Raw genomic sequence first — 22632 nt, forward strand, 5'->3', positions numbered from 1 at the left:
GAAGTCTGGTGCTTGCGCACCATCCCGGAATGACGGTTTGTCATTGCTCGGCGCAATGACGTCCGTCGTGCTTGCTTCTCACCGGTTCTGCCGCCGGAAGTACCGCTTGCAGCGCTGCTCGGCTTCGGCGGCGGCGGCCTCTGGCGTGGCCGTGCCGGTCGCGACGGACGAGAACATCTGGATCAGCACGTAGTCGGCGCTGACGGCACCCGTCGCCGTCGAGATCGGGCCCTTGTAGCCGTCGTAATAGGTGCTGTTCATCGTGTCCTTGAACAGCTTCACCTTGGGATCCTGCGACCACACGGCGGCCTCGGCATAGGCGGCCAGCGGCTGGGACCAGTAGCCGGAGTTGGCGTTGAGCCACGGCTCGTACTGGTCCTTTTCCAGCATGTATTGCAGGAAGGCCTTTGCCGCGTTGGGATACTGGCTGTGCTTGAACACCATGGCGTTCAGCGTCAGGCCCGCCATGGGCGAGATCTTCGCAAGGCCCTTGGGCAGCAGCTGATGCTCGCTGTCTTCTGCGATCGCCTTGGTCGCAGGGTCGTTCTTCAGCGAGAAGTACAGCGATACGCCGTTCGCAGTCAGCGAGATTTCCTGCGAAGAGTAGGCGCGGTTATTGCTGACGTCATTCCAGGATGGCGTGCCGGCGATGAAGGTTGGGTACAGCTGCTTCACCCAGTTCAGCGCCGCGATGGTCTCCTTGCTGTTGATGACGACGTTGCCCTCTTCGTCGAGCAGGGATCCGTTGTGCGACCACAGCGCCCAGTTGGCGAAGCCGTTGCCGTCGCCCTTGGCGTTGCCGAGCGCGAAGCCGGCCGGCTTGCCGGCCTTGTGCAGCTTTTGGCACAGGTCGACTATTCCGGCATGGTCTTCCGGCACCTTGTCGAAGCCGACCGATTGCAGGATGGATTTGCGGTAGATGAAAGGCCCCGCGGTGGCGCCGAACGGTAGTCCGATCCAGGCGTCGCTCTTGTTCTTCTTGCCATAGCGCTGCGCCAGCGGCAGCCAGCCGCCATATTTCTTACCAACATAATCGGCGACGTCGGTCAGCTCGATCAGCTTGTCGATGTAGATGTGCGGCGCATCGGAGAAGCCGATGATGATGTCGGGGCCGGCGCCGGAGTTGGCGGTCACCGCGGTCTGCTGGTTGATGTCTTCCCAGCCGACGAAATCGACCTTGACCTCGACCCCGGTCTCCTTGGTGAATTTTGCAGCATTGGCGCGGAACACGTCCTCATCCGCCTGGACGAAGCGCACCGGGCGCAGCATGCGCAAGGATGCGCCCTTCTCGATCTCGCGCTTGGGTGCCGGAACATCGGCAGCCTTGATGTTGGATGTTTGCGCTGCAGTACCGGTAGCAGCAAGGGTTGCAGCGGACAGGCCCAGCGCCAAGGCATCACGACGTGTGATGTCGTTCCTCATCAGTACCTCCCTATGATGTTCCCTTCCCGGCGTTGATCGCCGGTGAAGGGCCGTTTCGGTCGTCGGCGCTTCTACGCCGGCCGCCTAGCTGTTTGGGCCGCGGTCCATGCTGACGGGCTGCCAGCGGCGGAGCGCGGTGTTCTGCAGCACCGACGGATTGACGCAGCTTACCGGCCACATGCCCTGGAGCACCAGTGACAATTCGTAGCCCACGCGGCGCTTGCGCGCCTCGTCGAACCGTGCCGAGGCCGAGGCGACATGGGCTGTCAGGGTCACGTTCTCCATGCCGAGCAGCGGATTGTTGTGCGAGGGCGGTTCCTTCTCCAGAACGTCGAGGGCGGCGTGCGCGATCCACCCCTCTTGCAATGCCTTGATCAGGCTCTCCTCGTCCACGGTGGCCCCGCGCCCAGTGTTGATGAAAATCGAACCCTTCTTCATCTGCCGAAAATGCTTCTCGGTCAGCATGTGATGTACCTCGGGCCTCGCCGGGGCGTGCATCGAAACGAAGTCGGATTGCGACAGCACCTCGTTCAGCGTCGCCGGGATCACGCCGTGGTCGTACATCAGCGTTTCCTGGATGAAGGGATCGTAGGCCATCATGCGCAGGCCGAACGGCGCCGCGCGTTTCGCAACCGCACGCGCGACGCGGCCGAACGAGATGAAGCCGAGCGTCTGGCCCATCAGCCTCGGGATCTTGAGCAGCGCCGGCCGGCCCTCGGCCCAGCGGCCGTCTCGCGCCATCCGGTCCTGCTCGACCAGGCGGCGGAAGCCGGCGAGCAGCAGCATCATGGCGTGGTCGGCGACCTCCTCGATGAAGGTGTCGGGGATGTTGGTGACCGGAATTCCGCGGGAGGTGGCGGCCTTGACGTCGACACTGTCGACGCCGACCGAGCCGAGCGTGATGACCTTGCAGCGCTCCAGCGCGTCGATGATCGGTTGGGTGATCGGGATGCCCTTGGCGTAGATGGCGTCGGCGTTTTTCGCGGCGGCGATGAACCCGGCCTCGTCGGCAGGCGCCTCGACGATCTCGGCGTCGATCGGATCGAGCGCCTCGCGCTCGTAGGAATAATCGCTGCCCGCGACGGTGAAGCTCGCACCCTTCGGCGTCACCACCCTGTATTTCGGCATGTCATGCTCCCGATTTGGTTTCTTGTTGTGACCCGCCTTCGTGGCGGGCCTTTGCGTCTTTTACGCGAAATCGGGGCGGGCGCGTACAATTTCCGGTTGTCGTGAGTCAGGTATATTTCCGTTTTTCCGTGCGCGGTCCGGGCTTCTACGGAGGCACGTAAGTAACTTGCTAAGGGCTGCCCCCCTAAAAATTGATTCGATTTTGATCGATCTGTCGCGTGCCCGTATCCTTTTTTGCCGGAGCCATCCCGTGAAGTTGAGCAATCTGAAGATCGCCCCCAAGCTCGGCATCCTTGTCGGTGTCACCTTGTTGGGGCTGTGCATCTCCGGGGTCCTTGCCGGTTATCTGATGAAGCGCGAGATGGTGAATGCGCGCATCGACCAGGCCAAGGCGATCGTTGAGCTGGCGCGCAACTATGCCGCCGCGCTGAAGAAGCGCGTCGATGCCGGCGAGCTGACCAAGGACGCGGCGATGGCCGAGCTTCGCCGCTACGGCAACGCGATGACCTACGACAACGGCGCCGGTTATCTGTTCGGTACGTCCTACGACGGCATCACGCAGCTCGCGCCCGATCCCAAGCAGATCGGCGCTAACCGCATGGATGTCGTGACCAACGGCCGCAAGCTATCCGTCGAACTGATGGACGGCGTCAAGGCGAACGGGTCGATCCTGCTGTACTACGAATACGTAAAGCCTGGTCAGCCGACGCCCATCCGCAAGATCGGTTACGCCGTCGCAGTCCCCGGCTTCGACATGTATCTCGGCACCGGCGCCTATCTCGACGACATCGATGCCAAGATGGGCCCGGTCTACTGGATGCTCGGCCTTGCCATGCTTGGCATCGTCATCGTCGCCGGCAGTGTCGCCTGGCTGATCGGCCGCAGCATCAGCGCTCCGCTCGCCCTGCTCGGCACTCGGATGCGGGAGCTGGCCGACGGCAAGCTCGAAGGTGACATCCCCGGCGTCGGTCGCGGCGATGAGGTCGGCTCGATGGCTTCCACCGTGCAGACCTTCAAGGACAATGCGGTTCGCATCCGCGAGATCGAGCGAGCCGAGGCCGATGCCAAGGATCGTGCCGCGGCGGAACGTCGTAGCGCGATGGAAGAGATCGCCAACGACTTCGAACGCAGCGTCAACGGCATCGTCCGCTCGGTCTCCTCGGCCGCGGCCGGAATGCAGACGACCGCGCAGTCGATGACTGCAACCGCCAGCGACGCCTCGTCGCGTGCGGCGACGGTCGGCGCTGCCTCGCAAAAGGCCTCCGGCAATGTCGGCACGGTCGCGGCGGCCGCCGAAGAGCTGTCGAGCTCGGTTGCGGAAATCTCCCGCCAGGTCACGCGCTCGACCGAGGTGGCGAGCCGCGCCGTCAACGACGCCGAGCGTACCAACGCCACCGTTCAGGTGCTCTCCTCGGGCGCCGAGAAGATCGGCGAGGTCGTCAAGCTGATCCACTCGATTGCGGCGCAGACCAACCTGCTCGCGCTCAATGCCACCATCGAGGCGGCCCGCGCCGGCGAGTCCGGCCGCGGCTTCGCCGTGGTCGCCTCCGAGGTCAAGGCGCTCGCCAACCAGACCGCGAAGGCGACCGAGGAGATCTCGGCGCAGGTCGCGGCGATGCAGACCTCGACCAGCGACGCGGTCGCCGCCATCTCCGGCATCACCCAGACGATCGCCGAGATGAGCGAGATCACCGCGGGCATTTCCACATCGATCGAGCAGCAGGGCGAGGCGACCCGCGAGATCGCCCGCAACATCCAATCGGTCGCCGCCGGCTCGAGCGAAATCAACGCCCATATCGGCAGCGTCACCTCGGCCGCGGAAGCGACCGGCAGCGCGGCCACCGACGTGCTCTCCAACGCCCGCGAGTTGGACAACCAGTCCGGCGCGCTGCGCTCCGCCGTCGATGGCTTCCTCGCCAAGGTGCGGGCGGCGTAAATTCTTGCGCTGAACTCGTACGGTGGGCAAAGACGCGAAGCGTCGTGCCCACCTTTATTTTGAGTTCGGCGCCACTCGCGGTGGGCACGCTTCGCTTGCCCTCCCTACGAGACCGTCCTACTGCTTCTCGATCTTCGCGTTCGTGATCAGCTTCTCCCACAGTACGAGCTGATCCTTCACGAACGCCTGGAGTTCTTCCGGCGTGCCCGAGAAGGCGTCCATGCCGAGCGTGGCGAGCTTGGCCTTGATCTCCGGATTCTCGACGATCTTCCTGATCTCGGTGTTGAGCCGGGTCACGATCTCCTTCGGCATGCCGGCGGGGCCGAAATAGCCCTGCCAGGACGAGATGTCGAAGTCCGGCACGCCGGCCTCCTGCATCGAGGGCAGGTGCGGCACCAGCGGCGAGCGGTTCTTGGTGGTGACGGCGAGCGCGCGCAGCGCGTTGCCGTTGACGTGGGGCAGCCCGGTCAGGATGTCGACGAACATCATCGAAACGCGACCGCCCATGACGTCGTTGAGGGCCGGCGGCGAGCTCTTGTAGGGCACGTGGAGGAGGTCGAGGCCGGCATTGTGCGCGAAGGTCGCCCCCGAGACGATCGCCGAGGACGAGCCCGAGGCGTAGCTCAGCTTGCCCGGATTGGCCTTGCCGTACGCGACGAGCTCGCCGACGGTCTTGGCCGGCACCTCCGGATTGACGACCAGCATGAACGGCAGGTCGCCGGTGCGCGCGATCGGGGTGAAATCCTTGACCGGATCGTAAGTGAGGCTCTTGAGCAGATAGGGATTGGCCGAATGCGTGGTGTTGGTCGTCACCAGCAGCGTGTAGCCGTCGGGGGCAGCCTTCGCGACATAGGTTGCTGCGAGCATGCCGTTGGCGCCCGCCTTGTTCTCGATCACGATGCCTACGCCGAGCGCTTGCGACAGGTGCTGCGAGATCAGCCGCGTCGTGGTGTCGGTGCCGCTGCCGGCCGCAAACGGCAGTACCAGCGTGATGTTGCGGCTGGGATAGTTGTCGGCTTGAGCCGTGGATGCTGCGGCGAGGCAAAGTGCGGCGGCGCCGACGGTCCGCAGGTTTCGAATCAACGCTGAAATCATATTTGGTCGTTCCCTCTTTTCGTTGGCGGGGAACCTAGCTTCTCTTGGTCAAAATCGGAAGACGTGAGTTTCGCGCCCCGGGGCGCAGTGCAGCAGGCCGGTCTTCGCGGCGTGATGCACTGCTGAACCGGGGCCCACGCCGCGGCACACTGGGTCCCGGCTCTGCGATGCACCGCTTGCCCGCTGCATCTTGTCCGGGACACGAGAGCCCAATGACCGCGCTACGGAATTACTTCACCGCCGAGCCCTGCCGCGATGCGATCACGACGCCGGCGAGCACCAGCGCGTAGCCGATCAGGTGGAACGCTTGCAGCTTTTCGCCCAGCAGCAGGATCGCCATCGCCGAGCCGAACACCGGCACCAGATGGAAGAACGGTGCCGCCCGGTTCGGCCCGATCAGCGCCACGCCGCGATTGAAGAAGAGGTAGGCGAGGGTGGAGGGAAAGATCAGGATGTAGCCCAGCGTCGCCAGCGTCATCAGGTCGAGCTGCAGCACGCGGCCGCTTGCGGCCTCCCACATCGCCGTCGGCAGCAGCATCGTCGCGCCGCAGCAGGTGGTGAAGGACAGGAAGGAGAGCTGATGGATCCTCGGCCGCCGCGGGATGAAGGCGGAGTAGATGCCGAACGCCACCAGCGACGAGGCGAACATCATGTCGCCCCTGTTGAAGCTGATGCTCTTGAGCGCGGAGAGATCGCCGCGGAGGATGATGATCAGCACGCCGAGAAGCGAGATCGCGATGCCGCCGAGCTGCGCGCCCGTCAGCCGCACGCCGAACAGCACCAGCGACCACAACGCCACGAATAGGGGACCCGCCGACTGGATCAGGAGCGCGTTCAGCGCCTCGGTGTATTGCATCGCCCAGTACGAGATCGCGTTGTTGAAGGCAAAGCCGACCAGCGACAGGAACAGCATCAGCGGCAGGCTCTTGCGCAGGGCAGGCCAGTCGCGCTTCAGATGCGGCCAGGCGAACGGCAACAGGATCAGGAACACGCCGTACCAGCGGATCGTCGTCACCGTCAGCGGCGGCACATGTGCGCCGACATGGCGTGCGAGCACGATGTTGCCGGCCCAGAACAGCGAGGTCAGGCTGAGCAGCAGATAAGGCTGGTTGTTGAGCCAACTGGCCGGATTCGAGGCCGGTGGCGCGGGCGAGGCGGTCGTCATTGGCGTTGCATGGAAGCTTGCGCCGGATTGTCGTTGTGACACAAGTCACAGGGCCGCAATGCTACAATGCAGACACGACCCGAGGAGGTGCCATTGGCGGTCAATATGTTGAACGTTGAGGGCCTGGAGCAACTCGATCCGCAGGCGCCGGTGGTGATGCTGAACCTGATGCGTTTCCATGCGCGCTCGCGCGACGGCGACGGGTCCGGCTGGGACGCGTATCTGCGCTACAGCGCGATCACCGTGCCGATGATCAGGGCGCGCGGCGGCACGCTGCTCTGGACCGGTGAAGCCAAAGCCATCGCGCTCGGTTCGCGTGACGGCAACAATTGGGACTTCGTCGCGCTCGTCTATTATCCGACAGTCGCGGCCTTCCTCGACATGATGACATCTGAGGCTTACGAGACGCAGGCCGACCCGCATCGCGTCAACGGCTGCGCCGAGCACGTCATCATCGCGACAAGCGAGGCCTACAGCAAGTTCAAGGTCAAATAGCGCTTGTTCCTTCTTACCCTCCCCTGGAGGACCCTCCAGGGGAGGGTAAGAGGCACCTGCGTGTTTAGAAGGAGCGGCGCCTATGCCGCCTGCTTCCGCGACGCCGCGAACACGCCCGCGAGCACCAATGCAAATCCGATGAAGTGGAACGCCTGCGGGTGCTCACCGAGGAACGCCATCGCCATGATCGAACCGAACACCGGCACGACGTGGAAAAACGGCGCGGCGCGGTTGGCGCCGATCAGGCGCACGCCGCGATTGAAGCAGAGATAGGCGAGCGCAGAGGGGAAGACGGCGACGTAGAACAGGGTCAGCAGGTTCGGCCCGTCGAGCTTCATGACCGGACGCGCGGACAGTTCCCATATCTCCAGCGGAATGAGACAGGCGGCGCCGCAGCCGAAGGTGAAGGCGAGGAACGAGAGGCCGTGCATCGGCGGACGCTTCAGCGTCAGCACCGAATAGAGCGCGAAGATCAAGAGTGCGAGGAGGAAGATCAGGTCGCCCTTGTTGAAATCGATGTTCGACAGCGTGGTGAAGTCGCCATGCAACAGGATGATCAGCACACCGCACATCGACAGCAGCACACCGAGGGCCTGCGCCGCGGTGAGCCGGATGCCGAGAATGACCAGCGACCACAGCGCCACGAGCAGCGGCGCGGCCGACTGGAGCAGCAGCGTATTGAGCGCCTGGGTATGCTCCAGCGCCCAATATTGCAGCGTGTTGAAGGCACCGATGCCAGTGACCGAGAGCGTGACCATCAGGCCGAGCTTGCCGCGGATGGCCGGCCAGTCCTGCACGAGGTGCTTCCAGGCAAACGGCAGCACCAGCAGGAAGGCGAAGAACCAGCGCAGGAACGACAGCGTGACCGGCGGAATGTGTCCGGCGGCGAGCCGTCCGACGATGGCGTTGCCGGCCCAGCACAGCGCGGTGATGCTGAGCAGCAGATAAGGCTGATTGGCGATCCAGCTGTGACCGGATGTCTCCGCGCTCCTGGTGTGGCCGGTGGCGGACATTGTGGTTGTTGGGGCCCCGCGTGGAGTGCGCCAAGGCCTCCGGCCCGGCGAGGCCCGGGCCGGCTGATCACCCGGCATTGTCCAAAGACACGGAAATCGAGGTTGCATCAATGGGGGGCGGATGCATCACGACCATGCAGCGGTGAAGGCGGCCTCTCACGCTTTGGTCGAAGCCATTGCGCCGGCCTGGAAGGTTTCTGGATTTTCCGGGGATATCAAAGGCTTGGAGTGCACGCTGGGCCTGAAAAAAGCCCCGTTCTTGCTTGCCTAGAGAGGCTGCTTCCTTTATCCGGTTGGGCTGCCTCGCGTGCGAACGGCCTCGGCCGGGAATTGGGCTGGGCGCAGGCATGATCCCGGAAAAGTGGGTCCCGGTTTTCCGTTCGGATCGTGCCACTTACAGAGAAATCTTCGAAGGATTACCCGCGCATGGCCAATGTTGTCGTCGTCGGCGCCCAATGGGGCGACGAAGGGAAGGGCAAGATCGTCGACTGGTTGTCGGAGCAGGCGGATATCGTCGTCCGCTTCCAGGGCGGCCATAACGCCGGCCATACGCTGGTGATCAACGGCAAGACTTACAAGCTCGCACTGCTGCCCTCCGGCGTGCTGCGCGAGGGCAAGCTGTCGGTGATCGGCAACGGCGTGGTGTTCGATCCCGCCGCCTTCCTCGACGAGGTCGCGAAGCTCAGGTCGCAGGGAGTCGATGTCAGCCCCGACAACCTGCGTGTCGCCGAAAACGTCACCTTGATCCTGCCGCTGCATCGCGAGCTCGATGCGCACCGGGAATCCGCCAGCGCGGCGACCGCGATCGGCACCACGCGCCGCGGCATTGGGCCCGCCTATGAAGACAAGGTCGGCCGCCGCGCCATCCGCCTGATGGACCTCGCCGACCTCGACACGCTCCCGCACAAGATCGACCGGCTGCTGGCCCACCACAACGCCCTGCGCCGCGGCCTCAACCTGCCGGAGTTCGACGGCAAGATAATCCTGAAGGAGCTGAGCGCGCTGGCGCCGGAACTGCTGCCCTATGCCGAGACGGTCTGGCGGCTGCTCGACATCAAGCGGCGCGAGGGCAAGCGCATGCTGTTCGAGGGCGCGCAAGGGGCGCTGCTCGACGTCGACCACGGCACTTATCCCTATGTCACCTCGTCCAACACGGTGGCGGCGCAGGCCGCGACCGGCGCCGGCCTCGGGCCGGGCGCGGTCGGCTACGTGCTCGGCCTGTGCAAGGCCTACACGACCCGCGTCGGCCAGGGTCCGTTCCCGACCGAGCAGGACAACGAGATCGGCCGCAAGATCGGCGAACGCGGTCGCGAGTTCGGCACCAATACCGGCCGTCCGCGCCGCTGTGGCTGGTTCGACGCCGTGCTGGTCCGCCAGGCGGTTCGCACCTGCGGCATCAACGGCCTCGCGCTGACCAAGCTCGATATCCTCGACGGCTTCGATTCGATCGAGGTCTGTACCGGCTACAGGCTCGACGGCAAGGAGATCGACCATTTTCCGGCCGGCGAGGGCGCCCAGGCCCGGGTCGAGCCGATCTATGAGACCATCGAGGGCTGGAAGGAGCCGACCGCCAGTGCGCGGTCCTGGGCCGACCTGCCGGCCCAGGCCATCAAATATGTCCGCCGGATCGAGGAATTGGTGGGGTGCCCGGTCGCGCTGCTTTCCACCAGCCCCGAACGCGAAGATACTATCCTCGTGCAAAATCCGTTCGAGGCTTAACGATATCTTACCGGGACGCGCGTATAGTTGAGTAGAAATGGCTGATTACTATCCGCTGATCGCCCGTGCTATTGCCGCCCTGGACCCCAACGCTCCCGGCGAAAGCCGTCGCGCGCTCTATGAGCGGGCGCGCACGGCGCTGATCGCGCAGCTGCGCAGCGTGCAGCCGCCGCTCTCCGAATCCGAGATCACGCGCGAACGGCTGTCGCTCGAAGAGGCTGTCCGCAAGGTCGAATCGGAGGCTGCTCAGCGCGCCCGCGAGGCCTCGCGCCCCGGTGGCGGCGTCCGCTCCGGCAGCAGCGGCGATGCTTTTCGCCGGGCCAGCACCCGCGCCGCCGAACCCAACGCTCCCGCATCTCAGCCGGCTCCGCCGCGGACGCGACCGGCCCCGACGCCGCCGCGGGCCGACCGTCCGTCAATCAGCGTCGATGACCAGGGCGACGCCGCGCGTCCACCGCGCGCGCCCCGTTTCGACGCCCCGCGCCCGCCGGGACCGTCCGTCCTGCCGCCGGAGCCGCCGCCCGCCGGGCGCGATCGCGCCGGCGCGCGCCGTCCGCCAGACATAGGACCCCCGCCGCCGCCGGCACCGGGCGTGCGCGGCTTCCGCGACATCACGGCCGATGCCAATGATCTCGGCGGCGCTGCCGCGCAGGCCAGCCGCGCCGCGCGCCGCACCTATGCCAACGTGCCCTCGCCCTCGCCGGAATTCGACCGGCTGGAGCCGAGCCTGGAGAACCGCGCCGGCGAGTCCGAGGCGCCCTATTCCTACGACGAAGCGATCGAGGAGGCCGAGCGCTACGCGCCGCCGTCGCCGCGTCCGCGCGTCGCGCCCGAGGCCAAGAAGCGCGTCCGCACCGGCTCGGCATTTCCGTTCAAGAGCGCGATCGCCGTCGGCATCGTGCTGATCCTGGTCGGCGCCGGCATCCTTTGGGGCAAGCAGGCCGTTCAGATCGTCAACGGCTTCCTCAAACCGTCCGCGACTCAGGTTGCCGAGACGCCGAGCCCGGCGCAGCCGCAGAGCAAGCCGAAGATTCCGGATCGTGTCGGCCAGCCCTCGGCCAGCGACCAGCCTGTCGCGCCGGTGGCGCAGAAGGTCGTGCTCTATGACGAGGATCCGTCCGACCCCAAGGGCAAGCAATATGTCGGCTCGGTGGTGTGGCGGCTCGAGCCGATCAAGGCGTCCGGCAACCAGAAGGCCGACGTCGCCGTGCGCGCCGACATCGAGATCCCCGACCGCAAGTTCAAGATGACGATGTCGTTCCGCCGCAACACCGACTCCTCGCTGCCGGCGAGCCACACCGCGGAGCTGACCTTCATCCTGCCGCCGGATTTTCCGGGCGGCAGCGTCTCCAACGTGCCGGGCATCCTGATGAAGTCGAACGAGCAGGCGCGTGGCACGCCGCTCGCAGGCCTCGCGGTCAAGGTCACCGACGGCTTCTTCCTGGTCGGCCTCTCCAATGTCGACGCCGACCGCGCCCGCAACGTCCAACTCCTGAAGGAGCGTTCCTGGTTCGACGTGCCCCTGGTCTACGCCAACCAGCGCCGCGCCATCATCGCCATCGAGAAGGGCGCGCCCGGCGAGCGCGCCTTCAACGACGCCTTCGCGCAATGGGGCGATTAGGCACTTCTCCAGACAGAGAGATCGTCGTGCCCGGGCTTGTCCCCGGGCATCCACGTTCTTTGTACGTCGGGACGAGACGCGGATGGCCGGGGCGAGGCCCGGCCATGACGCTGCGGATAGTCTGGACTACCGCGCCGCCGCTTCCCGCTTGCGCGACGCCGCCGCGGCGGCGTGCTCGCGGTCCATCACGGCACGGCAGCCGGGGCTGACCTGCGACTTGTTCCGCACCATGCAGGCGGTGATCCGTGGGATGTCAGGGATCTCACTGGAGCACAGCCGCATCGCGTCGCCTGAGCACATCTGCTGTGCTTCGGACGAGAAGGCGAGGCCGGGCGAGGTCTGGAGTGCGAGGCCGGTGACGGCGAAAGCGAAGAGCGAAGCGATCGTCTGATGGCGTGTCATGCGGATGGGTCCCCGATTTCACTAGGGCTTGAGCCACTTGGTTTTTGGGGCGCCGCACGCGGCTTGATCTGCCGTACGTCACAGCCTTCACGCCGGGAACTCTGGTCCCGCATGTGGTCGCTCGATCTCTTGATGCTCGAATCGAAAGTGCTGCGCCGCCCGAGCGAAGTATGCGCCATTGGCACGCGGCTGCAATGGTCAGCGCAAAGGAATTCGCAATTGTTGCGCGCGAGTCACGTCGCGCGCAATCAGATCTGCCGATCGGAGGATGCGCTCGCTTGTTCCGGATCGCTCAAGCCGAGGGCGGCGGCGTGTTCCTCGACGGCGCTGACGCCCTTGGCCGTGAGCTCGAACAGATCGCCGTCCTTCATCACGTAGCCGTCGGCGATCAGTTGCCCGACCTTGCCCTGCCGGTCGTCGGCAAACGCAACGGATTGGCTGATGTCCCGCAGGATCGAGAGTTGTTCGTCGCGCAACATGGCATCACTCTCCGTTCGCGGGGGATGGGTTCCGATCCTCACATGCCGTGGCTCTCAAAGACCTTGCTGCAAGCGCGCGACAGCTTGGCGCGGTTGGCCTGGAGACAACCTTGCACGGCCATGTCGTTGCCGAGCTCCTTGCGGCAGAAGCGCGAGGCATCCCGCGAGCAGGCCTTCTGCTCCTTGGGCGTGCCCATATGGCCTTGGGCGAAAGCGGGGGCGCTCGAGAGACTGCTCAAGGCTGCCAGCGTGATTGTCGCCAGAACGAATTGACGGGCCATCGGCGGCTCCAATCTGCCAGGGCTAAATTCAGGTCCAGCATGAACTCGTCGCCTTGCCACTTGTTCCCCTCGGGCGGAGTCCGGCGCCCGCTGTTCAAGGTTCCCGTTGCGCTGCTATAACACCGGCGAAGTGTGAGGGCATTTGATGAAACGCTATCTGGTATTTGCGCTGGTCGGCCCATTCGTCGGCGGGTTCCTGCTGCTGCTGACGACGACCTACCAGTCCGGCTATTGGGCCCAGACCAATATCGGCGAGGTCGGCAAGCTGTTCGCGGTGTTCTTCAAGACCCTGCAATACAGCTATCTGTTCGGCTTCCTGCCCTCCCTGATGATCGGCGCACTCGACGACATCCTGATCCACATCCGCCGGATCGGTCCGGGCTTGCGGATGCTACTGGTCGGCCTGTTCGCCTTCGTCCTGGCGTCGCTCACCTACAGCTCGCGCGGGCCGGATTCGGGCGCGGTGCAGTTCATCCTGTATGGCCTCGTCGGGTTCGTGCCGGCGGTGATTTCGTCCTGGCTCGTGCATCGCTACGTCGAGGAGCCGCAAGCAGCGGCGGCGCCGACCTGACGCGCGGCGTTCGATCGCGGCGGCAACCTCCGCCGCGCTGGCGCGTTCACTGAAGGCCATGATGATGTCCGAGGACGATATCCTTGCTCCGCGCAAATCCCGTTCCGGGGGCGGCTCTCGCGCGAGTTCCTCGGCGACTCCTGAAGCTCGCGGGCCGATCATCGACCAGGAAGGCCACGAGATCAGGCCCGAAAGCCTGGAGCAGGGATTTCGCGAGTTTCGCTTCGAGTTCGGGCAGGCGGGCCCGTTCGGCAATCTGACGCGCGAGCAGCGGATCGCACGTCTCGATGCGATCGCAAGGCTGCTCGACGTCGCCTTCATCCTGCCCGGCACCAACATCCGCTACGGCATCGACGGGCTGATCGGCCTGATCCCCGTCGTCGGCGACATCATCACCACGGCCATCTCGCTGTGGCTTGTGCGCGAGGCCCGCGCGCTGGGGGCGCCCTGGTACATCACCGCGCGGATGCTCGGCAATGTCGCGCTCGACGGCGTGGTCGGCCTGGTCCCGTTCGCGGGCGACGCCTTCGACGTGATGTTCCGCGCCAACATGCGCAACGTGCGGCTCCTGCGCCGCTGGCTGGAAAAGCAGCCGCGGATGTAGCGCGCTCGCGGCAAATCCATCTGATCGACGGTGCTCCGGATTTATCAAAGCCGTCATTGCGCAATGACGGGTGAGAGGAAGCGGGCGAGAAAGTCCCCAAAACACAAAAGGCACGACGACCTTTCGGCCATCGCGCCTTCTGCGCACATCGGAGGCTTGCGAAAGGCTTACGCCGCGTCGGCGTCGGTTTCAGCGGCCGGCGCGGGCTTGGGCCGACGGGGCAGCGGGAAGGCTTCGCTTTCATAGAGTGAGCGGATGCCGTTCTGGTCGAAGCGGGCTTCCTCGACCTGGAGGTAGGCGCCATTCAGCGAATCCGTTGGCAACTGCTCCATCGCGAACTGCACGGCCTCGGCCGCGGTGCCGAACCGGCGATAGGTGAAGCCTGCGCGCTTCTTCTTGCGGATCGCGGCGGGAAAGAGTTCGGCGGAGGTGTTGAAGTTGAACGGACGCAGTGGACGCATGGTCAAAGACCTCGTGATCTTCTCTGGGGCTTTAAGCGCGTGGGGTTGGGGAGGGCAGGAGCCGCCAGGCGGGCCCGCCACATGTCATTCTCGCCCTCTAATATAGGCCGATTTGACAGAAATGCGACCCCTGCGACGCGAGATGATGAATCCGCGCATGGCAGCTCCGCAACCGAAATAACGCGAATTATTTCAATGGCTTAAATGATTTACATCTTGCCAAGAAGCAGCAGCACGATCAGCACCACCAGCACGACCCCGCCGATGCCCATGCCGGAATGGCCCAGACCATAGCCGTAGCCGCCGAACCGGCCGGACAGGCCGCCGAGCAGATAGATGATCACCAGGATGATCAGGATGGTCCCAAGCGTCATGGCAGCCTCCCTGGCGGCCGAATGCGTTGATCGGCCGCACCGCCAGAGGAGAAAAGCACATCGCGCTGCCGGGTTCCACGGGGGAACCCGGCAGCAGGCAAGCTTATTTGGGCTCGAGCTTCAGCGCCGCCGAGTTGATGCAGTAGCGCAGGCCGGTCGGCCCGGGACCGTCGGGGAAGACGTGGCCGAGATGACCGCTGCACTTGGCGCAGAGCACCTCGGTGCGGATCATGCCGTGACTCGTATCCCGCTCCTCGTCGATATGGCTCTCCGCCGCGGGCTGGGTGAAGCTCGGCCAGCCACAGCCGGAATCGAACTTGGCGTCGGAAGAGAACAGCACATTGCCGCAGCCGGCGCAGACATAGGTGCCGGCGCGCTCGTCGTGCTCATACTCGCCCGAGAAGGGACGCTCGGTCGCCTTCTCGCGCAGCACGGCGTACTGCATCGGCGTCAGTTCGCGCCGCCACTGCTCTTCGCTCTTGATGACCTTGTCGTCCGTGATCTTCGTTTTGGTGTCGGGCATGGGTCTCCCGTTTCTTTCGTGATCTCGATCAGTTGGTGGCCTTGCTGGCGTTCACCAGCGTCGGCTTCTCAATGTAGTTATCCGCGAACAGCTTTTTCAGGTTCTCGACCTTCGGGATGTCGTTGTAGGCGATGTAAGGCTGGTTCGGGTGCAGCGTCAGATAATCCTGGTGATAGGCTTCCGCCGGGTAGAATGCCTCCAGCGCGCCGACCTTGGTCACGATCGGCTTGTTGAAGACGCGGGCGGCGTTGAGCTGGGCGATATAGGCCTCCGCCACCTTCTTCTGCTCGTCCGAGGCGGTGAAGATGGCCGAGCGATATTGCGGGCCGACGTCGGGCCCCTGGCGGTTGAGCTGGGTCGGGTCGTGCACCACCGAGAAGTAGATCTGGAGGATCTTGCCGTAGGAAATCTTCTTCGGGTCGTATTTGATCTCGACCGACTCCGCGTGGCCGGTGCGCCCGCTCGAGACGGTCTGGTAGTCGGCGGTCGCCTTGGTGCCGCCGGCATAGCCGGAGACCGCGTTGACGACACCTGCGGTGTGCTGGAAGACGCCCTGCACGCCCCAGAAGCAGCCGCCGGCGACCACGGCGGTCTGGATGCCCCTCGCGGGCGCCACGTCCAGCGCGGGAGCGGGGATCACGACCGCCTCCTCCGCGGCGCGTGACGGTACGGCAAGGGCCAGCGTCAGGGCGGTGGTTGCGGCGAGCAGGAAGGCGAGGGCAGGTCGGCGCATGGCGGATCCTCTGGCAAGGGTGGGCAGTCTAAGGCGGGCCGGCCCGGGCGAATAGCCTCGCCGGCATTGTCGCTGCCGAAGATACGACTGACCCGCCCCGCTGTTACAGGCGGCCGGACACGAGTCCGTGAGGGCGCCGGCAGCCGGCGCACCGTCCCGCTCACACCAGCATATTGAACCAGTCGAACGTCGTCGGAGATCCGTTCAGAACGGTGCTTTCGCCACCATAGAGGCTCGCCAGGAAGGTTCCGCGGTGGCTCGCGCCGGTGACCGGAACGCCGCCGGCGAAGTGCCCGCCGGCGACGACGGCCGGCTGCACCAGGCGCGGCGGCAAGGCCTCGTCGGCCAGTCCGTAGTAGAACTTGATCGGGGAATCGTAGTCCCAGAACGTCGTGCCATTGTCGCCCAGCTGGCGCATGAGCTTGCTGTTCGTGTCGTTGGTGAAGCGCTCGAAGAAGCCATCGACGAGGAAATCGCCGGCGGGAGGAATGCTCTTCGCGATCTCGCCCTCGAGGTTGTAGTCGGACCAGTACTTTTCCGCAAAGGCCTGATATTGCGGCTTAATCGCGGTCTTGAACAGATCATTGAGCCCGTAATAGCGGCGATAGCTGCCGAGCAGGACGATCATGCAAGGCGTGATCCAGGCCGGCGGCATCGGATACGAGCTTTCCGAGGCTGGAAGATAGGCTCGCGGGTTCGCCCAGTAGTGGAAGCTCTCGGCGAGATTGTTGAACGGACTTTCTGTCGCAGCCGCCCGCACCTTGATGCCGCGGCGCTGCAACTCCTGTTTCAGCCATTGCGTGTTCAGGGCGCCTTGCGACCAACCGTTCAGGAACAGGGATGATTGGCGCAGACCGAGCTTGCGCAGTTCGAGCAGCCCCGCCTTCAGGATGTCGAGGCAGCATTGCACGGTCGCGCCCTTCACAGCATAGGCTTCGCTCCGACCATTGCGATAGGGCCCTTGCCGACATAGTCGGCCGCTACGACGGCATAGCCGTTGCCGGCGAAGCGCTGGATGTTGAACAGGGTCTCGATCGAATCGACATTGTCGCGCAGCTCATATGTCTGATCGGCCAGCCGCAGCAGGTTCGAGGGGACCTGGTCGAACGACAGGATCGTGCCGTGCTGCCATGACAGGACCGGAAGAGCGCCGCGCGCGCCCGCCGGGACGGCAAGCAGGCCGCTGACCTTGACGCGTTCGCCCGTCTCCGGAATCCGGGTGGAGGTGACGATCCGCCTCAGCTCGACGTTGTGGCGCGCCGCATGCTTGTCGGCAAAGCTCGTCGGCAGAATACTGCCTTCGTTGAAGACGGCATAGAATTTTGCCGCCAGCGTATTGAGCCGTTCCTTCGAGATTCGCACCGACGCGCCCGGCGCCGCAAGGGCAATCCCTGGAGCCGTGATCGACAGCGCGAGCGAACCGGCTGCCGCGCTCGCCGATTTCAGGAAGTCCCGGCGGCTCGCAGCGAGATTATCGAGATCGGTTTCGGGATGCTGCTTTGTTGCGCGCGCCGTCATTCGCTCCACTCCATTGCGGTTTTCGTACGGGATACATTGCAAAGCCTAGCGGGCAGTGAATGCATCTCGGTGAAGCCGCTCACCCGGAGATTGGCGAGTTCTACACCACCACGCTCAGCCGCTTCGCCGCCCGCGTGATGCCGGTATAGAGCCACCGCGCCCGGGACTCCTGGAACGCAAAGCTCTCGTCGAACAGCACGACATCGTCCCATTGCGAGCCCTGCGACTTGTGCACGGTCAGCACGTAGCCGTAGTCGAACTCGTCATAGGGCTTGCGCTGCTCCCAGGCGATCTGCTCGATGCCGCCCTCGAAGCAGTCGGCGCGCACCGAGACCTTCGTCACCTTGTGGCCGAAATCCTCGTCCGGCGACAGCCGCATGCTGAGAATGCGTGATTTCGAGCGCGAGGTGTTGCGCGACTTCACGCGCCACAGGCCGCCGTTGAACAGGCCCTTCTTGCGGTTGTTGCGCAGGCACACCAGCTTGTCGCCGGCGACCGGAAACTGATCCTCGATGTTCTGGCGCTGGCGCACCCGCATATTGTAGGCGCGGCGGGTGTTGTTGCGCCCGACCAGCACCTGGTCGGCGCCCATGACGCGATCGGGATCGAGCTCTTTCCGCGACACCACCTCGCTCTCGCCGTAGCGGCCGATGTCGAGCTCGCGGCCCTCGCGGACGTCCATCGACATCCGCACGATGGGATCGTCCTGGGCCTGGCGGTGCACCTCGGTCAGCATCGCATCCGGTGTGGTGTTGGTGAAGAAGCCGCCGCCCTGGATCGGCGGCAGCTGCGCGGGATCGCCCAGCACCAGGAGAGGGCAGTCGAACGACATCAGGTCGCGCCCCAATTCGGCATCGACCATCGAGCATTCGTCGATCACGATCAGCTTCGCCTTCGAGGCCGGCGCATCGTCCCATAATTCGAAGCTCGGCTGCTCCTCGCCGGATTCGCGGGCGCGGTAGATCAGGGAGTGGATGGTCGAGGCGTCGTCGCAGCCCTTGTTGCGCATGACGAGGGCCGCCTTGCCGGTGAAGGCGGCGAATTTCACTTCGCCATCGACGCCCTCGGCGATGTGCCGCGCCAGCGTGGTCTTGCCGGTGCCGGCAAAGCCGAACAGGCGGAACACCGGCGGCGTGCCGTTACGGCCCGGCTTGGCCTTGAGCCAGTCGCCGACGGCCTTCAGAGCGGCATCCTGATGCGGGGTGAAAGTGGCCATATCTGTCTTGAGGGTGCGAAACGAGGCGATTCGCTACCCGCCAAAACTAACCATTCGCTCCGCCCGTTCAAGCGCAGGGAGCTCGCTCTCTGCGGCCATCCTTCGAGACGCCCGCCTTCGGCGGGCCTTCAGGATGAGGACGGAGTGTGTGGCAGCAGTTCCGGCAAGCAAAGGTGTCGCCTAGCCTCATCCTGAGGAGGCTGCGAAGCAGCCGTCTCGAAGGACGAGGCGCCTGCCAAGTATCCCTACTGCCAGCCGGGAACGCCGCGCATGTCCGGCAATTGGTGGGCGATGCCCTTGTGGCAGTCGATGCAGGTCTTTTCCTTGGTGAACAGGAAGCGCTGGTGCGCGACCGAGGCCCGCGGCGACTGCTTGGTGATGTCCATGGAATCGGCGCTGTGGCAGTTGCGGCATTCCAGCGAATCGTTCGCCTTGAAGCGTGCCCATTCGTGCGCCGCCAATTCGAGCCGGTGATCCTGGAATTTCTCTCTCGTGTCGATCGTACCGAAGATCTTGCCCCAGACCTCCTTGGAGGCCTGCATCTTGCGCGCGATCTTGTCGGTCCAGTTGTGAGGCACGTGGCAATCCGGGCAGGTCGCGCGCACGCCGGAGCGGTTGGTGAAGTGGACGGTCGACTTCAGCTCGGCGTAGACATTGTCCTTCATCTCATGACAGCCGGTGCAGAACTTCTCGGTGTTGGTTATCTCCAGCGCGGTGTTGAAGCCGCCCCAGAAGATCACGCCGGCAACGAAGCCGGCGAGCACCAGGGTGCCGAGCGCGAACACCGAGCTCGGCCGGGTCAGCACCTGCCACAGCTCGAGCACGAAAGCCCAGCTCCGCGCGATGAAGCCGCGCTTGGCCTTCAGCTCTGCGTTGGGCTCGTCAGCGGTCGTCGTCATCGGCGGCCACCGGGGCTTGCGCGCGAGAGCAGCGTGTCGATGTCGATGAAATCGTTGCTGACCGGCGGATTGGCGGTGTTCTGCGGCACGTGGCACTCGGTGCAGAAGAAGCGTCGCGGCGAGACCGAGCCCAGGAACTGGCCGTCGCGGTCCATGAAATGCGTGATCGACACCATCGGCGCCTGCGACTCGGCGGTGCGCGCCCGTGCATGGCAGGACAGGCATTTGTTGCCGTTGAGGTCGATCTGGTAGCCGTCGATCGTGTGCGGGATGACAGGCGGCTGCTCCGGATAGTTGCGCACCTCCTTCTCGGAGGTGTTGCGGTTCGGCAGCATCGGCGGCGCCGGGCCCTCGTCATTGAGCGGGGTCGGGCCGCGAAGGCCTGACGTCACCGTCTGCGCCGTCAGTGAGCTCGTGCCCGCAGCGATTGCGAAGGCGAGCAGGATCATTGCGGATCGTTTCATCATGACATGTTCACCCGCTCGATGCGCACGGCGCATTTCTTGAAATCGGTTTGCAGCGAGATCGGATCGGTGGCGTCCAGCGTCACCTTGTTGATCAGCTTGGATTCGTCGAACCACGGCACGAAGACAAGGCCGCGCGGCGGCCGGTCGCGGCCGCGGGTCTCGACGCGGGCACGGATGAAGCCGCGGCGCGAGACCACCTTCACTTCGTCGCCACGGCGCAGCTTCATGTCCTGCGCATCGTCCGGATGCATGAAGCAGACCGTCTCGGGGAACGCCTTGTAGAGCTCGGGCACGCGGCGCGTCATGGTGCCGGAATGCCAGTGCTCCAGCACGCGGCCGGTCGAGAGCCAGTAGGGATATTCGTTGTCGGGCGACTCTGCCGGCGGTTCGTAAGGCAGCGCGAAGATGCGTGCCTTGCCGTCGGGATGGCCGTAGAACTGCACGTCGGTGCCCTGCTTGACGTAGGGGTCGCTGCCCTCGCGGAAGCGCCACTTCGTCTCCTGGCCGTTGACCACCGGCCATCGCAGGCCGCGCTCTCGGTGATAGGTGTCGAACGGCGCGAGGTCGTGGCCATGGCCGCGGCCGAACTGGGCATATTCCTCGAACAGGCCCTTGTGCACGTAGAAGCCGAACGCCTTGGATTCGTCGTTGGCATAGCCCGGCTCGATGTCGGTGACAGGGAATTTGTCGACCTGGCCGTTCCTGTAGAGCACGTCGAACAGCGTCTTGCCGCGAACGTCGGGCTTCTTGGCGATCAGCTCCTCGGGCCAGACCTCCTCGATCTTGAAGCGCTTCGAAAACTCCATGAGCTGCCAGAGGTCGGATTTCGACTCGCCCGGCGCCGAGACGAGCTGATGCCAGAACTGGGTGCGCCGCTCGGCGTTGCCATAGGCGCCTTCTTTCTCCACCCACATCGCGGTGGGCAGGATCAGATCGGCCGCGAGCGCGGTCACCGAGGGGTAGGCGTCCGAGACCACGATGAAGTTCTCGGGGTTGCGGAAGCCCGGATAGGTTTCTTCGTTGATGTTGGGGCCGGCCTGGAGATTGTTGTTGACCTGCACCCAATAGGCGTTGATCAGCCCGTCCTTCAGCATCCGGCTTTGCAGCACGGCATGTGCGCCCGGTTTGTCGGGAATAGTGCCTTCGGGCAGCCGCCAGATGTGCTCGGCGTGATCGCGGTGCGCCTTGTTGGTGACGACCATGTCGGCCGGCAGGCGGTGCGAGAAGGTGCCGACCTCGCGCGCGGTGCCGCAGGCCGAAGGCTGGCCGGTCAGCGAGAAGGGACTGTTGCCGGGCGAGGAGATCTTCCCGGTCAGAAGATGGATGTTGTAGACGAGGTTGTTGCACCAGACGCCGCGGGTGTGCTGGTTGAAGCCCATGGTCCAGAACGAGACCACTTTCGTTTTTGGATCGGCATAGAGCTCGGCGAGCGCCTCGAGACGGTTGAGCGGCACGCCCGACATCTGGGCGGCTTTCTCCAGCGTGTACTCGGACACGAACTTGGCGAATTCGTCATAGCTCATGTCGGTGGCGTCGTTGGGTTTCGCTGCGCCGGTCGCCTTCTTCTGCAGCGGATGCTCGGGCCGCAGACCATAGCCGATGTCGGTCTGGCCGCGCTTGAACACGGTATGCGCGGCGACGAAATCCTTGTTGACGCGGCCGGTCTTGATGATGTGGTTGGCGATGGCGTTGAGGATGTAGAGATCGGTCTGCGGCTTGAACACCATGCCGATGTCGGCGAGGTCGAACGAGCGGTGCTCGAAGGTCGAGAGCACGGCGACGCGAACGTGCGGCGCGGACAGCCGGCGGTCGGCCAGGCGCGTCCACAGGATCGGGTGCATCTCCGCCATGTTGGAGCCCCACAGCACGAAGGCGTCGGTGGCCTCGATGTCATCGTAGCAGCCCGGGGGCTCGTCGATGCCGAAGGTGCGCATCATGCCGGCGACGGCCGAGGCCATGCAGTGCCGGGCATTGGGGTCGATGTTGTTGGTGCGGAAGCCGGCCTTGAACAGCTTCGAGGCGGCATAGCCTTCCCAGATCGTCCACTGGCCGGAGCCGAACATGGCGACGCCGTTCGGTCCGCGCTTCCTGATCGCCTCCTTCCACTTCAGCTCCATGATGTCGAAGGCTTCGGTCCAGGACACAGGCGTGAACTCGCCGTTCTTGTCGTACTTGCCGTTCGTCTTGCGCAGCAGCGGCTGCGTCAGGCGATCGTGGCCGTACATGATCTTGGAGAGGAAGTAGCCCTTGACGCAGTTGAGGCCGCGATTGACTTCGGCCTTGATGTCGCCATGGGTGGCGACCACCCGGTTGTCCTTGGTCGCGACCATCACCGAGCAGCCGGTGCCGCAGAAGCGGCAAGCGGCCTTGTCCCATTTCATTTCGCTGTTGGTGCGCTCGCTGACCAGATTGGCGGCCAGCGCCGGGACGGGCATGCCGGCGGCAGCGGCGGCAATGGCGGCCGCCTCGAGCTTGAGCATCTGGCGGCGGTCGAGCTTGGGCGATGTCAT

25 protein-coding genes are annotated in these 22632 nt (G+C 64.8%); 7 read left to right on the forward strand and 18 right to left on the reverse strand.

What is annotated here, in order from left to right; translation table 11 throughout:
• Nucleotides 1–78: 78 nt before the first annotated feature.
• Complete coding sequence (locus EHH60_RS29490; protein WP_124162884.1) at nt 79–1422, reverse strand: ABC transporter substrate-binding protein; 1344 nt, start codon at nt 1420–1422, stop codon at nt 79–81.
• 84 nt (nt 1423–1506) lie between these two features.
• On the reverse strand, nt 1507–2550 hold the full coding sequence (locus tag EHH60_RS29495; protein ID WP_124162885.1) for a C-terminal binding protein: 1044 nt from the start codon (nt 2548–2550) through the stop codon (nt 1507–1509).
• Nucleotides 2551–2800: 250 nt separating this feature from the next.
• On the opposite strand from EHH60_RS29495, the gene EHH60_RS29500 reads away from it, so the two are divergent.
• Nucleotides 2801–4486 carry a methyl-accepting chemotaxis protein gene (locus tag EHH60_RS29500; protein WP_124162886.1) on the forward strand — a complete coding sequence of 562 codons (1686 nt, stop codon included), beginning with the start codon at nt 2801–2803 and terminating at the stop codon, nt 4484–4486.
• Nucleotides 4487–4603: 117 nt separating this feature from the next.
• On the opposite strand, the gene EHH60_RS29505 is transcribed toward EHH60_RS29500, so the two are convergent.
• Nucleotides 4604–5581: a Bug family tripartite tricarboxylate transporter substrate binding protein gene (locus EHH60_RS29505; RefSeq protein WP_124162887.1), complete on the reverse strand. Its 978-nt coding sequence runs from the start codon at nt 5579–5581 to the stop codon at nt 4604–4606.
• Between the two features lie 229 nt (nt 5582–5810).
• Nucleotides 5811–6746: a DMT family transporter gene (locus tag EHH60_RS29510; protein WP_199752156.1), complete on the reverse strand. Its 936-nt coding sequence runs from the start codon at nt 6744–6746 to the stop codon at nt 5811–5813.
• 105 nt (nt 6747–6851) lie between these two features.
• Here EHH60_RS29510 and EHH60_RS29515 point away from each other — a divergent pair, with 105 nt between their 5' ends.
• Nucleotides 6852–7241, forward strand: coding sequence for a DUF1330 domain-containing protein (locus EHH60_RS29515; RefSeq protein WP_199752158.1), 390 nt, complete (start codon nt 6852–6854; stop codon nt 7239–7241).
• Nucleotides 7242–7321: 80 nt separating this feature from the next.
• Here EHH60_RS29515 and EHH60_RS29520 read toward each other — a convergent pair whose 3' ends face one another.
• Entirely contained in the window at nt 7322–8254 is a 933-nt protein-coding gene (locus EHH60_RS29520; RefSeq protein WP_124162889.1) for a DMT family transporter, read from the reverse strand.
• A 121-nt stretch (nt 8255–8375) separates the two neighbouring features.
• Here EHH60_RS29520 and EHH60_RS37255 point away from each other — a divergent pair, with 121 nt between their 5' ends.
• From EHH60_RS37255 to EHH60_RS29530, 3 genes are all read left to right on the forward strand, one after another.
• Nucleotides 8376–8525 (forward strand): hypothetical protein, encoded by a 150-nt coding sequence (locus tag EHH60_RS37255; protein WP_158626786.1) that lies wholly within the window; start codon nt 8376–8378, stop codon nt 8523–8525.
• Nucleotides 8526–8680: 155 nt separating this feature from the next.
• On the forward strand, nt 8681–9973 hold the full coding sequence (locus tag EHH60_RS29525; protein WP_124162890.1) for an adenylosuccinate synthase: 1293 nt from the start codon (nt 8681–8683) through the stop codon (nt 9971–9973).
• Between the two features lie 37 nt (nt 9974–10010).
• On the forward strand, nt 10011–11594 hold the full coding sequence (locus tag EHH60_RS29530) for a hypothetical protein (protein WP_124162891.1): 1584 nt from the start codon (nt 10011–10013) through the stop codon (nt 11592–11594).
• 126 nt (nt 11595–11720) lie between these two features.
• Here EHH60_RS29530 and EHH60_RS29535 read toward each other — a convergent pair whose 3' ends face one another.
• From EHH60_RS29535 to EHH60_RS29545, 3 genes are all read right to left on the reverse strand, one after another.
• Nucleotides 11721–11996 (reverse strand): hypothetical protein, encoded by a 276-nt coding sequence (locus EHH60_RS29535; protein ID WP_245454621.1) that lies wholly within the window; start codon nt 11994–11996, stop codon nt 11721–11723.
• 248 nt (nt 11997–12244) lie between these two features.
• A complete protein-coding gene (locus EHH60_RS29540; RefSeq protein ID WP_124162892.1) occupies nt 12245–12475 on the reverse strand; it encodes a hypothetical protein in 231 nt (76 codons plus the stop codon).
• Nucleotides 12476–12513: 38 nt separating this feature from the next.
• On the reverse strand, nt 12514–12756 hold the full coding sequence (locus EHH60_RS29545) for a hypothetical protein (RefSeq protein ID WP_124162893.1): 243 nt from the start codon (nt 12754–12756) through the stop codon (nt 12514–12516).
• Between the two features lie 145 nt (nt 12757–12901).
• Between EHH60_RS29545 and EHH60_RS29550 the strand changes: the two genes are divergently transcribed.
• Together EHH60_RS29550 and EHH60_RS29555 are read left to right on the forward strand one after the other, a co-directional pair.
• Complete coding sequence (locus EHH60_RS29550; RefSeq protein WP_124162894.1) at nt 12902–13327, forward strand: DUF5413 family protein; 426 nt, start codon at nt 12902–12904, stop codon at nt 13325–13327.
• Nucleotides 13328–13385: 58 nt separating this feature from the next.
• Nucleotides 13386–13931, forward strand: coding sequence for a DUF4112 domain-containing protein (locus EHH60_RS29555; protein WP_124162895.1), 546 nt, complete (start codon nt 13386–13388; stop codon nt 13929–13931).
• A gap of 167 nt (nt 13932–14098) precedes the next feature.
• Here EHH60_RS29555 and EHH60_RS29560 read toward each other — a convergent pair whose 3' ends face one another.
• The 10 genes from EHH60_RS29560 to napA form a co-directional block, all read right to left on the reverse strand.
• Nucleotides 14099–14392 (reverse strand): hypothetical protein, encoded by a 294-nt coding sequence (locus EHH60_RS29560; RefSeq protein WP_027560969.1) that lies wholly within the window; start codon nt 14390–14392, stop codon nt 14099–14101.
• Between the two features lie 209 nt (nt 14393–14601).
• Nucleotides 14602–14766, reverse strand: coding sequence for a DUF3309 family protein (locus EHH60_RS29565; RefSeq protein WP_035677634.1), 165 nt, complete (start codon nt 14764–14766; stop codon nt 14602–14604).
• 103 nt (nt 14767–14869) lie between these two features.
• The gene (msrB, locus tag EHH60_RS29570; protein ID WP_124162896.1) at nt 14870–15289 is read right to left on the reverse strand and encodes a peptide-methionine (R)-S-oxide reductase MsrB; all 420 of its coding nucleotides are present in this window, start codon (nt 15287–15289) and stop codon (nt 14870–14872) included.
• A 28-nt stretch (nt 15290–15317) separates the two neighbouring features.
• Complete coding sequence (gene msrA / locus EHH60_RS29575; RefSeq protein ID WP_124162897.1) at nt 15318–16022, reverse strand: peptide-methionine (S)-S-oxide reductase MsrA; 705 nt, start codon at nt 16020–16022, stop codon at nt 15318–15320.
• A 160-nt stretch (nt 16023–16182) separates the two neighbouring features.
• The gene (locus EHH60_RS37725) at nt 16183–16947 is read right to left on the reverse strand and encodes a hypothetical protein (protein ID WP_199752160.1); all 765 of its coding nucleotides are present in this window, start codon (nt 16945–16947) and stop codon (nt 16183–16185) included.
• Nucleotides 16944–17540, reverse strand: coding sequence for a twin-arginine translocation signal domain-containing protein (locus EHH60_RS37730; protein ID WP_199752162.1), 597 nt, complete (start codon nt 17538–17540; stop codon nt 16944–16946). The genes EHH60_RS37725 and EHH60_RS37730 overlap by 4 nt, the downstream gene beginning before the upstream one ends.
• A 100-nt stretch (nt 17541–17640) precedes the next feature.
• Nucleotides 17641–18756, reverse strand: coding sequence for an ATP-dependent DNA helicase (locus tag EHH60_RS29585; RefSeq protein WP_124162898.1), 1116 nt, complete (start codon nt 18754–18756; stop codon nt 17641–17643).
• Nucleotides 18757–19001: 245 nt separating this feature from the next.
• A complete protein-coding gene (locus tag EHH60_RS29590; RefSeq protein WP_124162899.1) occupies nt 19002–19655 on the reverse strand; it encodes a NapC/NirT family cytochrome c in 654 nt (217 codons plus the stop codon).
• Nucleotides 19652–20122 carry a nitrate reductase cytochrome c-type subunit gene (locus EHH60_RS29595; protein WP_199752164.1) on the reverse strand — a complete coding sequence of 157 codons (471 nt, stop codon included), beginning with the start codon at nt 20120–20122 and terminating at the stop codon, nt 19652–19654. The genes EHH60_RS29590 and EHH60_RS29595 overlap by 4 nt, the downstream gene beginning before the upstream one ends.
• Nucleotides 20119–22632: a nitrate reductase catalytic subunit NapA gene (gene napA, locus EHH60_RS29600; RefSeq protein WP_124162901.1), complete on the reverse strand. Its 2514-nt coding sequence runs from the start codon at nt 22630–22632 to the stop codon at nt 20119–20121. The genes EHH60_RS29595 and napA overlap by 4 nt, the downstream gene beginning before the upstream one ends.

Origin of the sequence: Bradyrhizobium sp. RP6, from assembly GCF_003837805.1 — a bacterium.
Taxonomy (GTDB): Bacteria; Pseudomonadota; Alphaproteobacteria; order Rhizobiales; family Xanthobacteraceae; genus Bradyrhizobium.